This is a genomic window from Terrabacter sp. 2TAF16, from assembly GCF_052115065.1.
In the GTDB taxonomy this organism is placed as follows: Bacteria; Actinomycetota; Actinomycetes; order Actinomycetales; family Dermatophilaceae; genus Terrabacter.
Genome location: NZ_JBFRFZ010000016.1, coordinates 12,533 through 24,610, shown reverse-complemented (window position 1 = coordinate 24,610; position 12,078 = coordinate 12,533). Strand labels below are relative to the sequence as shown.

General features: G+C 67.5%; 11 protein-coding genes. 5 read left to right on the top strand and 6 right to left on the bottom strand.

Annotated elements, in window-relative coordinates; translation table 11 throughout:
• The first annotated feature begins 5 nt into the window (after nucleotides 1-5).
• From AB4Z14_RS19395 to AB4Z14_RS19385, 3 genes are read left to right on the top strand one after another with little or no spacing between them, the layout of a single operon-like run.
• The gene (locus tag AB4Z14_RS19395; RefSeq protein ID WP_442276639.1) at nucleotides 6-428 is read left to right on the top strand and encodes a hypothetical protein; all 423 of its coding nucleotides are present in this window, start codon (nucleotides 6-8) and stop codon (nucleotides 426-428) included.
• Nucleotides 425-2,623, top strand: a complete 2,199-nt coding sequence (locus AB4Z14_RS19390) for an McrB family protein (RefSeq protein ID WP_442276638.1) — start codon at nucleotides 425-427, stop codon at nucleotides 2,621-2,623. The genes AB4Z14_RS19395 and AB4Z14_RS19390 overlap by 4 nt, the downstream gene beginning before the upstream one ends.
• A complete protein-coding gene (locus AB4Z14_RS19385) occupies nucleotides 2,620-3,819 on the top strand; it encodes an McrC family protein (protein WP_442276637.1) in 1,200 nt (399 codons plus the stop codon). The genes AB4Z14_RS19390 and AB4Z14_RS19385 overlap by 4 nt, the downstream gene beginning before the upstream one ends.
• 141 nt (nucleotides 3,820-3,960) lie before the next feature.
• Here AB4Z14_RS19385 and AB4Z14_RS19380 read toward each other — a convergent pair whose 3' ends face one another.
• The 4 genes from AB4Z14_RS19380 to AB4Z14_RS19365 are packed head-to-tail and all read right to left on the bottom strand — an operon-like array spanning nucleotide 3,961 to nucleotide 8,210.
• A complete protein-coding gene (locus tag AB4Z14_RS19380; protein ID WP_442276636.1) occupies nucleotides 3,961-5,022 on the bottom strand; it encodes a glycosyl hydrolase family 32 in 1,062 nt (353 codons plus the stop codon).
• 3 nt (nucleotides 5,023-5,025) lie between these two features.
• Nucleotides 5,026-5,970 (bottom strand): carbohydrate ABC transporter permease, encoded by a 945-nt coding sequence (locus tag AB4Z14_RS19375; RefSeq protein ID WP_442276635.1) that lies wholly within the window; start codon nucleotides 5,968-5,970, stop codon nucleotides 5,026-5,028.
• Nucleotides 5,967-6,905, bottom strand: a complete 939-nt coding sequence (locus tag AB4Z14_RS19370; protein ID WP_442276634.1) for a carbohydrate ABC transporter permease — start codon at nucleotides 6,903-6,905, stop codon at nucleotides 5,967-5,969. The genes AB4Z14_RS19375 and AB4Z14_RS19370 overlap by 4 nt, the downstream gene beginning before the upstream one ends.
• 9 nt (nucleotides 6,906-6,914) lie before the next feature.
• Complete coding sequence (locus tag AB4Z14_RS19365; RefSeq protein WP_442276633.1) at nucleotides 6,915-8,210, bottom strand: ABC transporter substrate-binding protein; 1,296 nt, start codon at nucleotides 8,208-8,210, stop codon at nucleotides 6,915-6,917.
• A gap of 240 nt (nucleotides 8,211-8,450) precedes the next feature.
• On the opposite strand from AB4Z14_RS19365, the gene AB4Z14_RS19360 reads away from it, so the two are divergent.
• Both AB4Z14_RS19360 and AB4Z14_RS19355 read left to right on the top strand, forming a co-directional pair.
• Complete coding sequence (locus AB4Z14_RS19360) at nucleotides 8,451-9,494, top strand: LacI family DNA-binding transcriptional regulator (RefSeq protein WP_442276632.1); 1,044 nt, start codon at nucleotides 8,451-8,453, stop codon at nucleotides 9,492-9,494.
• 241 nt (nucleotides 9,495-9,735) lie between these two features.
• The gene (locus tag AB4Z14_RS19355; RefSeq protein ID WP_442276631.1) at nucleotides 9,736-11,298 is read left to right on the top strand and encodes a DUF222 domain-containing protein; all 1,563 of its coding nucleotides are present in this window, start codon (nucleotides 9,736-9,738) and stop codon (nucleotides 11,296-11,298) included.
• A gap of 64 nt (nucleotides 11,299-11,362) precedes the next feature.
• Here the strand turns inward: AB4Z14_RS19355 and AB4Z14_RS19350 are convergent, their stop codons facing one another.
• Together AB4Z14_RS19350 and AB4Z14_RS19345 are read right to left on the bottom strand one after the other, a co-directional pair.
• Nucleotides 11,363-11,734 carry a hypothetical protein gene (locus tag AB4Z14_RS19350; RefSeq protein ID WP_442276630.1) on the bottom strand — a complete coding sequence of 124 codons (372 nt, stop codon included), beginning with the start codon at nucleotides 11,732-11,734 and terminating at the stop codon, nucleotides 11,363-11,365.
• Nucleotides 11,731-12,039 (bottom strand): PadR family transcriptional regulator, encoded by a 309-nt coding sequence (locus tag AB4Z14_RS19345; RefSeq protein WP_442276629.1) that lies wholly within the window; start codon nucleotides 12,037-12,039, stop codon nucleotides 11,731-11,733. Before AB4Z14_RS19345 ends, AB4Z14_RS19350 begins: the two co-directional genes overlap by 4 nt.
• Nucleotides 12,040-12,078: the final 39 nt, after the last annotated feature.

Genomic DNA, 12,078 nt, shown 5'->3' with positions numbered 1-12,078 from the left:
ACTCGATGTATGTGGAGATCGAAAATGACTTGGCTGAGCTCCTCGAGCAGCACATGCGCCTTGACGAGACCCACGAGGCCATCGTTAATCGGCTGCTGCGTCAGGTCTTGGACGAAAAGGGACGAGGGTCGCAGCTGACACCGCCTGCTCGGACTCGGACCGTGGTGGCTGGTCAGTTGTCGGACTTGTTGCGCGCAGGCCTCGTCAATGCCGATGACGCGGTTGAGTTCACCGAGCGCCGGCGCGGAGTCGTTCACAGGGGCCGAGTAACGGCGGACGGCCTCATTGCCACCGATGGTCAGCCGCCTGCTGCGCCCTCCGGTGCACTGGGACAGATGGTCGGCTACTCGATCAATGGCTGGAAGTCGTGGGTTCACGTGCCCACTGGGAAGACATTGTCCTCCCTGCGCGATGGACTGGCCTCATGACTGAGATGGTCGCCACCGAGGCGGAGCAGGCGGTCCGCAGACCGTTGCTGGTGCGCCGACTGTTCGACGTTCTCCTCTCGGCCACCGGACCGATGCAAGCTGGCGATGTCCTCCAGCGGGTTGCTGATCTCGAACCGCTCACAGCGCGAGAGATGAGCACTACCGGGAGTGGCGAGTCCCGCGCCAACAACTTGCTGCGGTTCTGCTCGAGCTGGGCCCGCGCAATCGGATGGCTGGACAAGTCGGGCGACGGGTGGCAGCTGGCTTCCGAGGGGAGGGAGGCTCTGGCAGCCCTTTCGGACGAGGACGACTTGTACTCCCTGCTCACCAAGAAATACCGCCAGGTCCAGCGGAGCCGTCGTGACGCAAGCCGAGACTCAGCCGAGAGTGAGAAGGTCACGATCCTCAATAAGGCGCTCGACCTGGTGGAGGACGGGCAGTGGACCGCCTACTCAGATCTGGCCGAGCTGACGGGCTTGGCGAACCAGAACGTCGGCACCTTCGCCAAGGACAGCGACCACCCCAACGGCCACCGTGTTCTGCACTCCGACGGCCAGGTCTCCGCCTCATTCCGATGGAGGGACCCCGAGCGGACCGACTCTCCCCGCGATGTCCTGGAGGCGGAGGGCCTGGAGTTTGATGAACGCGGCCGAGCGAGTCAGGGGCAGCGGCTGACGGCACATGACCTCCGGGACATGCTGGCGGAGCTAGCCGGGGAGGAGCGCGAACCCCGAGCATGGCTAATTCGTGGGAGCAGTGTGAACGGCAAGAATCTGGTGCCGACATGGCTTGCCCAGGGCACCTGCTCGATCCCCGCCAGCCAGGTCCGCACCCTGCCCCTCCCGGTCACCCGCAGCGAGATCGCCACGATCGTGGAAGAGGACTACTCGCAGAAGTCCTACTCGACAAGGACAGAGAAGGTCGCCGAAATCGACACCTTCGTCAACCGCGTTCGGGTCGGCGACCTCGTGGCGACCAACTCCGGCGCCGACCTCTATGTTGGCACGGTCACCGGCGAAGCAGCCGCACTGAAGAGTTCGGACGACCGATCAAACGTCCGACGCGCGGTGCAGTGGCACAACGTCGACAAGCCGATCGACTACGCCGCCATCCCAAAGTCTGTGTCCGCCAAGTTGTCCAGCCAACACACGATTGTCGATCTCACGAACGACCTCGCGGCACTGCGGTCCCTGCTCGAGTTTCAGGCGTCCCAATCGGTGGAACAGCCGTTCCCGACAGTCGTCGAGGAGCTGTCCCTGCGACCTGTCTCGGCTCAGTTGGCCGACGACCTATTGGTGAAGGTGGAGTGGCTGCAGTCGTGCGTGGACCTGCTGGAGGACCGTCGCCAGTTGATCTTCTACGGCCCCCCGGGCACCGGGAAGACGTACTTAGCCCAGGCGATTGCCAGGCACTTGACAGCTCCGGAGGCGACGAAGCTGGTGCAGTTTCACCCGGCATACAGCTATGAGGACTTCTTCGAGGGCTTCCGTCCCGTTGCGGCCACTGATGGCAGCGGGACGGTCGGGTTCAAGCTCACCCCCGGCCCCTTCCGCCGACTCGTCGACGCTGCCCGTGAGAACCCTTCCATCCCGTACATCCTCATCATTGATGAGATCAACCGAGCCAATCTGGCCAAGGTCTTCGGTGAGCTGTACTTCCTGCTCGAGTACCGCGACAGCGCCATTGATCTGCTCTACAGCGGCGGTGACGACCTCGGGTTCACGATGCCTCAGAACGTCTTCATCATCGGGACGATGAACACGGCTGACCGGTCCATCGCACTCGTTGACACCGCCATGCGTCGGCGGTTCGCGTTCAAGGCTCTGCACCCGAGCACCGAGCCAACGAAGAGCATGCTGAGCAAGTGGTTGGCCAAGCAGGACCTGCCGCAGACAACCGCGAAGGTGATGGACCACCTCAACGACCTCATCGAGGACGAGGACTTCAAGATCGGCCCCTCCTACTTCATGCGGAGGTCCGTGCATGAGGGCGATGGCCTGTCGGTCGTATGGGAGACGTCCATCTTGCCGCTGCTGGAAGAGCACCACTTCGGCGAGGGTCGCAACGTGTCCAAGGACTACTCGCTCACCCGCATCATCAACAAGGTCAGCGCCCGTGCGGAGGCCGGCTCCGAGACAGAACCGGTACCTGCCGACGAGTTGGCCGTCGTGCGTTCCGAGTCGACAGACCAGTGATCCGGATCGACCTCATCGAGAACGGCTCTCCGATTGAAGTGGAGATCGCCGACCGAGACGGGGTTGCCCTGAGCAGGAGCGGGCTGGTGACGGCGGCACCCGCTCTCGCCCACGGGTGGTGGACCATCGGCCCAGCCGGGAAGGTCGGCGTCGCCCAGATCGCTGACGTGGAACTGTGGATCAAGCCCAAACTTGACATCCGTCGGCTGCTCTTCCTCGTCGGCTTCGCCACAGACCACAAGATCTGGCGCGACGAACACCTCGGACTCACCGAAGAGACCGACCTACTCAGCGCGATGGCCGCGGCCTTCGCTCGTCAGGCGGATAAGGCGACACAACGAGGCCTCCTCCAGGGATACCGAGTCCAAGAGGACGCGCTGCCGGTACTCCGGGGGCGGCTGCGGAGCGCTGAGCAGCTCACACGCCGATACGGCCTTGCCGTTCCCATCGAGGTGCGGTTCGACGAATACGGCGTAGACGTTCCGGAGAACCAGCTGCTCAGAGGGGCGGCAGAAGTCCTCCTCAGGGTGCCCGGCGTTGACTCGAGGACACGACGGCGCCTGCTCCGGCTCGTTCGATCAATGGCCGATGTGACACCCGCTCGGCGGGGCAGGGTCACGCCCGCGTGGCAGGCCTCGAGGCTGAACGCGCGATACCACATCGCTTTGCGCCTGGCTGAGCTGGTACTGCGCAGTGGTTCTGTCGAACAGAAGACCGGCGCCATCATGGTCAACGGGTTCATGCTGGATATGGCCAGGGTATTCGAGGACTTCCTCACTGTGGCATTGGGCGATGCCCTCATGGCTTACGACGGCCACTGCAAGGCCCAAGATCGCTGGCACCTAGACGAAGCCGATGAGATCACCATGCGGCCCGACCTGGTGTGGTACCGCCGGGACGGGGAGCTCGGGGCGGTGGTGGACGCCAAGTACAAGGCGGAGAAGCCCTCGGGCTTTCCCTACGCCGACCTGTACCAGATGCTGGCCTACTGCACGGCTCTCGGCCTGCCGCGTGGGCATCTGGTGTACGCGAAGGGGAACGAGCCCGAAGCGACGCACGTCGTCCGCAATGCTGGCGTCGAGATCGTGCAGCACACCCTGGACCTGGACCACTCGCCCCACCGCCTGTTGGCGCAAGTCGAGCGACTCGCACAAGCCATCCGTTCACCGGCCAGCCAAGGGTGCAAGACCGCGTGAGCGCCTGCTGGACGGCGCCTGTAGAGGAGTTGGGTGCAAGTGCCGCTCGAGCTTGGTACCACGCCTCTCGCACCCATCGAATCAGCGCTCACACCCGAAACACGGTGGCCCAAAACTCGGCCCCCATGCGCACCTAGCTCTTCACTCTCGGTCACTGCGCGAGGCGATAGTGACGCCCTGGCGGCAGCTCCCGGAACCTCTGTCGCCCGACGAGCTCCATGAGCCCAGCGCCGATGTACGGGCCAGGCGGTCGCCGTGCCAAGTGACTGCGTACGGGTCGGTGATCTCACCGATGAACTGGCCTCCGGTCTCGTTGCGGAAGGCGAGGAACTTGGTCTCGCCCGTCTCGCGATCGTCGATGAACTTGCCGACGTAGAGGGTCGGGTCGTCGATCTCCTGAGCGCCGGACAGGTCATACGGCCCCAGCACCGACTCGGCCGACGCGATCCACACCCCGCCCGTGATGCCGGCCGCCCGCGCCGCCTCGGGCATGTCGCCGACCGAGCAGTTGAAGAGCAGCACCTGCTTCCCGTCCACGACGTGCGTCTGGAAGACCTCGAGCTGCCCGAAGCCGGCACCAGGCTCAGACAACGGCGACCGCAGCTCCCAGCTCTCCAGATCCGCCGACCACGCATGCCCGACCACGCCCCGGTCCACCCGATCCGAAGGATCGGAGGCAGGACCCACAGCAGACCGCGCCGTGATCAGCATGTGCCAGCCATCACCAGAGGGGTCAGCCACCACCCACGGGTCGCGGAACGCCTCGTCGTGCCAGTTCCCCTCGGGCGGCGGCGCGTACTTCTCGTACCAGTGACCGTCCGCCTCGAGCACCGGCCCGGGCGCCTTGTCCCACGTGTAGAGGTCAGAGGACACGGCATACCCGATGGACTGCACGTTGGCGCCGTGCTCGTTGAGGCGAGCCCCGGTGTAGAACATGAACCACCGCCCGTCCGGGTGCCGCACGACCGACCCGGTCCACGTCGCGAGCTCGTCGAAGGCCGGCGCGTCCGACCGCACGAGCGCATCGACCACGCGCTCCCAGTGGACCAAGTCAGAAGACACCGCGTGCCCGATCGAGGCCCGGTAGTGCCGGGCGTGCGGGTCGCGCAGCGCCCGCGACGCGTAGAGGAAGAAGAGGTGGTACTGCTCGCCGTCATCGACGAGCCAGAAGTCCCACACCCACGCCTCGGGGAGACGAAACACGATTCAGCCTTTCACGCCAGAGCTGGCGATGGAGTTGATGAACGATCGCTGGAAAGCGACGAACAAGACCAGCACCGGCGCGGTGATCATCGTGGCGTACGCCATGATCTGACCCCACGAGGTGTTGAGCTGCTTGAAGTAGTCGATGCCGACCATGACCGGCCGCAGCTCCTCGGTCTGCACGGCCATGAGCGGCCAGAGGTACTGGTTCCACATCGGCAGGAAGGTGAGGATCGCGACCGTCGCGATCGCCGGCCCCGACAGCGGCATGACGATGCTCCGGTAGATGCGGAACCACCCCGCGCCGTCGACCTTCGCCGCCTCGTCGAGCTCCTTCGGGATGCTGTCGAAGTACTGGTAGAAGAGGAAGATCGAGAAGGCGTTGGCGATGAACGGGATGATCTGCACCTGGTAGGTGTCGAGCCAGCCCTGCGAGATGCCGTCGGGCCCGAGGAAGGGCAGCTGGTTCGACCACCACAGCAGCGGCAGCGCGAGCGTCTCGAAGGGCACGATGAGCGTCGCGAGGATGATCCCGAGCACCGCTCCCGCTCCACGGAAGCCGATGCGCGACAGGGCGAAGGCCGCCATCGAGTTGACGACGATCCCGAGCACCACGGTGACGACCGTGATGACGACCGAGTTCATCATGAACTGCGCGAAGGGCACTCGCCCGAAGACGCCGGTGTAGTTCGCCGTCGAGATGTCCCCGGTCGGCAGGAAGGCCTTGAAGCTGCCGAGGTCGTCGAAGATCTGCAGGTCGGGCTTGAAGCTCGACACGACCATGAAGACCAGCGGCAGACCGAAGACGAGGCACAGCACGATCCGCAGCAGGAGGCCGAGGGCGTGCCGGGCCGGGTGGGGCCGGTCGCCACCGTGGTGCTGCTCGGGGACGGCGGTCTCGGCGACGTGGGCCAGGCCTTCGGTGCCGGTGGTGACGGTGGCGCTCATCGGACGACGTCCTTGTCTCGGGTGACGTAGCGGTTGAGCAGCGTGACGGCGAGCACGAGCACGAAGAAGGCGAGCGAGATCGCCGACGCGTAGCCGGTCTGCTGCTGCTGGAAGCCGGTGCGCACCGCCATGAGCACCAGCGTCGACGTCGAGTCGAGCGGTCCGCCCTGGGTCATGATGTTGACCTGGGTGAAGAGCGCGAACGCCGAGATCGTGATCGTGACGAGGATGAACGTGCGGGTCGCGCGCAGCCCCGGCCACGTGACGTAGCGGAACTTCTGCCACCTGTCGGCCCCGTCGAGGTCGGCCGCCTCGTAGAGGTCGGCGGGGATGGTCTGCAGCCCGGAGAGCCAGATGACCATGTGGAAGCCCATCGCCTGCCACGCCGACATGAGGATGATCGCGAGCAGCGCCGTCTTCGGGTCGCCGAGCCAGTCCGGCCCGACGATCCCGAACTTCAGCAGCACCTCGTTGATGAGCCCGTTCTTCTGGTACATGAACAGCCACAGCATCGACACGACGACCATCGAGGTGACGACCGGCAGGAAGTACACGGTCCGGAAGAAGTTGACCCCGCGCATCTTGACGTTGACGAGCAGCGCCAGCCCGAGCGCGCACGCCGACTGCAGTGGCACGATGACCACGGCGAAGACGATCGTGTTGCGCAGCGACTTCCAGAACGTCTCGTCCTGGAAGAGGCGGACGAAGTTGTCGGTGCCGATGAACTCGGCCGGCCGGGGCGAGATGAGCCGGGCGTTGGTGAACGCCAGCCCGAACGTCAGCCCGATCGGGATGAGCAGGAAGGTGATGAGCAGGACCGCGGCCGGCAGCAGCATGAGCAGTGCCGTCGTGGTCGATGAGCGAGAGCCCTTGGCCGGCTTGCGCTCCCGAAGCGTGGTCGCCGACGCGTTCTCGGCAGCAGTGATGGTGGACATGTCAGTCACTCACTGGAAGTAGCCGTTGGACTTCTGGTTGGCGTCGATGTTCTTGACCGCCTGGTCGAGCGCCTGCTTGGGGTCGGCGCCGTTGAGGATGTCCTGCGCGGTCTTCGTGAACTCCGTCGCGATGAAGGGGTAGCCGGGCGTCACGGGACGCAGCACGGCGAACTTCTTCGCGTAGTCGAGGAAGACCTCGTTCTCCCCGCCCTTCTCGTAGCCCTTGACCTGCGCGGCGGCCGCATCCGTCGCCGGGATGTTGTTCGTGTCCCGGGCGACGCTTGCGACGTACTTGTCCTGCGCCGCGAACTTCATGTAGTCGAGCGCGCCGGCCTGGTCGGAGCAGTTCTGCGAGATGCCCCACTGCCACGAGCCGCCACCGATCTTCGGGCCGGTGCCGAGGTCCGGCGGCGGGAGGAAGAGGGTGTCCTTGCCGAAGGCCTTGCGGGTGTCGACGGCCGTCCACGTGCCGTTGTAGAGGATCCCGGTCTTGCCGTTGATGAAGTCCTTGGCCGGGTCGGCGCCGGACTTGAGCGGGACGAGCCCGTCGGTGACGAGGCTGCGGAACCACGTCGCCCACTCGACAGCCTTGGGCCCGTTGAGCGACCCCTCCGCGGTCTTGTAGCCGTCGCGGTTGATGAGGTCACCGCCGAAGCTCTGGAGCATCGGGGAGTACGCGTAGGGCCACCACTCGCCGGTGAAGCTCGTCGCGATGTCGAGCGGGTTCTGGAAGTCGCCGGACGCCTTGATCTTCTTCAGCGCCGCGTCGAACTCGTCCTTCGTCCACGGGGAGTCGGCGGTCGGGACGCGGATGCCGTACTTGTCGAGGATCGTCTTGCGGGTGACCATGACGAGCGCGACGTCGTAGTAGCCGTAGGAGTACGTCTTGTTGTCCCACTTGCCGAGCACCGTCGGCAGGTACTTCGAGAGCGTGGCGTCGAGGCCGTCGAGCGGCGCGAGGTAGCCGGCCCACGCCCAGTTCGGCACGTTGGGGCCGTCGATGTCGAGGATGCACGGGAGCTTCTTGCTGGCCGCCGCCGCGACGACGGACTGGTTGTAGCTGTCCTGCGGGAAGGCCTGGATCTTGACCTTGTACTTGCTCTGGCTCTTGTTGTAGTCGTTGACGATCGCCGTGATGGCCGCGAGCTCGGCCTTGTTGCCGGCGTTGTGCGTCCACATCGTCAGCTCACCCCCGGCGCCGCCGGAGCTGGAGCTGCCGCCCTTGGTGCAGGCGGCCATGGAGAGGGGCAGCGCCGCGGCGAGCAGGCCGACGGCGACGCGCTTGGTGGTGGGGGTGAGCTTCATCGGGTCCTCCGTGGTGGGAAGGTCAGCGTCAGTGCTAAAACCTTTCAGCCCCGAAGGTAGCGGCTCTGTCCAACCTTCCACAAGAGGTTGCTAAAACCTTTTCACCAGCAGGTATGCCGTGTCGGCGTCCTTACGGTGGGGTACGCTGTCCGCGGGTGCCCTGGGAGGGAGCACCCGGCATACGCGATCTGGCGGACGATGTGACCATGTGCCGATGCGACGAACCGACGGGGGTGGCAGGTGACCAAGCGACCGACGCTTGCCGACGTCGCCGCCCTGGCCGGGATGTCCAAGACGGCGGTCAGCCTTGTGCTCAACGACCGCCCCGGCTCACGCCTGTCCGCCGACGCGGTGGCCCGCATCCACGAGGCGGCACGCGAGCTGAACTACCGGCCCAACCCCGCCGCCCGCTCCCTGCGCCTCGGCACGACCGGCACCATCGGCTTCATCTCCGACGAGGTGACGATCACCCGCTTCGCCTCCGCGATGATCCGAGGCCTGCTCGACGTCGCCGACGAGCGTGACCACGGCGTCCTCATTGCCGAGACCGGTAACCACCCCAAGCAGCTCGCCAAGGCCCTCGAGTTCATGATCGACCGCCAGGTCGACGGCATCGTGTTCGGGTCGATGGCCGCTCGCCTCCTCGACCTGCCACCGCTGCCCGAGTCGATGCACGTCGTCACCGCCAACAGCGCGAGCAACGCCGCCGACGGCACCTACGCGTCCGTGCTGCCCGCCGAGCACGAGGCCGGTCGGGCCATGATGCGCCTGCTCCTCGAGCACGGCCACGGCGAGGGCATCGGCATCATCGGCAGCGCCCCGAGCGCCCCTGCCGACAGACGCTCCTCGGTGACGATCGGCGCGCGCTTCGCCGGAATCGACGAGGCCCTGACCGAGGCCGGCGCGACGCCGGTCGCCGTCGTCGACGTCGGCTCCTGGGAGCCGTGGAACGGCTACGCCGGGACGAAGCAGGTGCTCGAGTCCGGCGCCCCGGTCACCGCACTGCTCTGCCTCAACGACCGCGTGGCGTTCGGCGCCTACCAGGCGCTGGGCGAGCGCGGCCTCCGCGTGCCCGACGACGTGTCGATCGCCTCCTTCGACGACGACGAGATCGCCTCCTACCTGCGGCCCGCGCTGACGACCGCGAAGCTGCCCTACGAGGAGATGGGCCGCAAGGCGATGGAGCTCGTCCTCGGCTCCGACGAGCCGGGCGGGGAGCACCTCGTCGAGATGCCCGTCCAGGTGCGCGACTCGATCCGCCCGCTCGACCGCTCGTCATCCTGAGCGCACGCGCACCGGGCGCGGGGTCGCCTCGTGGCTCGGCGCGCGCTGGGCAGAGACTGGATGTTGACGGGCGTGGGCAGGACGGCGACTGGGTGAGGACTGTGGTTGGGCCGACGTCTCAGGGGCGGCTTGGAGCGCCCCTGATGCGCCGTTTCCGGGCCGGCCCCGGGCTGGCTCCGCGCTGGCTCCGGCTGGCTCCGCGGGACAGGGCACTGTCAGTGGTCGCGTCTAGAGTCTTTACATGGCAGGGGAACCCACGATGCTCGAGCTCCTGAGGAGCCGGCTCACCGACCTCGAGGCGCGACAGCGCGCCACGGGCGGCGCAGCCGAGGGCGGGTTCTGGGAGCGCTTCGCGGGGAGTATGCCGTCTCCTCCGTCCGAGTCCGACGCGCGGTCTGCGCGGGCCGGGCGTCGAGCGCGACGCCTGGCACCCGCTGCTCGTCCTGAGCGCCGAGCGTCGGGCCCGTGGTCGGGCCTGGCGGCTGCCGACGCGGACTCGCTCGAGCAGCTCGACCTGCGACACCCGACGTGGCTCGACGCCGCCGGCTACGAGCAGATGGTCGACGACCCGGCGTGGGTCGAGTCGACCTCCGCTCGCGCCGAACCCTCGGCGAGCATCGACGAGGCCATCGTCGCCGAGGCCAGCGCCGGGCTGGGCCTGACCCGCCATGCCGAGGCCGAGCTGACCGCCGCGGCCGAGCGGGTCGCACGCCAGCGGCGCACCCACGAGGTCACCCTCGTCACCATCGTCTCCGAGCTCGTGTCACGCGGCATCGACGCGCCCGATGGCCTGTCGCGCACCGACTGGCTCCGCAGCCACGACCCGTCACTGACCGCCGGTCAGGCCAAGGCGTTCGTCACCGTCGGCACCGCGCTGGCCGACGCCCGGTGGGCGAGGTTGCGGCTGCTCGTCGCCACCCAGCAGGTCACGGTCGGCCACGCCGCGCAGATCGTCGAGTTCGAGGCGCGCACGACCCTGGTGGCCGACCCTGCCGACCTCACGACTGCGCTGGCCGACCTCACCGAGCAGGCGCCGCGGCTCCGACCCGAGGAGCTCGCCCGTCTGGTCCGGCACCACTCCGAGCAGGTCCGGCCGCCCCGCGACGAGGACCGGCTCGACCGCGGCCGCCTCGAGGCCCGCGGCCTGTGGTTCACGCAGCCCAACGCCACCGGCATGGTGGGCCTGCGCGGCGTGCTCGACCCCGAAGGGGCAGCCGTCCTCAAGGCCGCGATCGACCCGCTGTCGATCCCCTGCCCCGAGAAGGACGAGCACGGCCGTACGGTCACGCCCGACGACCGCACTCCCGCGCGACGCCGGATGGACGCCCTGCTGACCATGGTGCAGCGCGGGGTCGCGTCGGCCGACGGTGTCCCGACCACCGACAAGGCCAAGGTCGTCGTGCTCATCGACCTCGAGACCCTCGTCGATGACGTCCGCGGCACCGGCACGACGCTCACCGGCGACGTCCTGTCGCCCGGGGTCGTACGCCGGATGGCCTGCGACGCCGAGATCATCCCCATGGTGCTCGGCCGCGACAGCGAGCCGCTCGACGTCGGCCGCAGCCAACGCCTCTTCACCCGAGGTCAACGCCTCGCGCTCGTCGCCCGAGACCACGGCTGCAGCTTCGACGGGTGCACGGTGCCCGCCACTTGGTGCGACGCCCACCACGTCGTGCACTGGCGACACGGGGGCTGCACCTCCGTCGACAACGGGGCCCTGCTCTGCCCGAAGCACCACACGGAGGTCCACGACCGCGACCTCACGGCGACGGTCACCGCCACCGGCGTCACCTGGCACACCTGAGGACCACGCCCCACACCCCGCCCACCCCGGCGGGGTGCGGGAGCCTGCTCCCGCGACCTGTCCCTCAGCCGCCGATGACGCCTGCGGTTCCGGTGTTCACGTACTCCTTGCCGCACCGGGCGCAGGCGCGGTAGAGCTTGCCGTCAGACGTGTGGGTCGTCCTCCACACGTGGTGCGTGTTGGTGCGGCACCCCAGCACACGGTGGGGCGCCGGCTCGGGCTGCGGGCCGCCGTCGGTCAGGGCCGCGTGCATCGACGATGCCGAGGCGGCGACCCCGACTGCGTAGCGCCACGCGGCGACGCGTCCGAGCTCGTGCATCTCGGCGACCAGCTCGTCGTGGTAGCGGTTGCGCTCCTCGGAGGGCAGGCCATTGGTCGCCCGCTCCATGGCCGCCACGGCGAACCGGATCGATCCCCGCTGCTGCTTCCTTCTCATGACAACCCCTCCTTGGGCATCACGGCAAAACCGGACTGCGGTCGACGCGCAGATGTCAGGGCGTGCTGCGCCTGCCTGCCGCCGGACTCCGTCAGGCGGTAGTACCTGCGCGCCGGCCGTCCCTCCCTGCTGGGGTCGATGTCCTCCCAGGAGGACTCCAGCCAACCCACGCGCTCGAGGCGCGCCAGGATCGGGTGGACCGTCCCGCTCGGCAGACCCGCGACCTTGCCGATCTGCGAGCCGTACCACTCCGCCCCGAAGTCGCTCATCAGGACGCCGAGGACCAACCGAGTGGCGATGGTCATGCGCGGAGCCATAGTCGTACTCTACCTAGGGGTTGATGA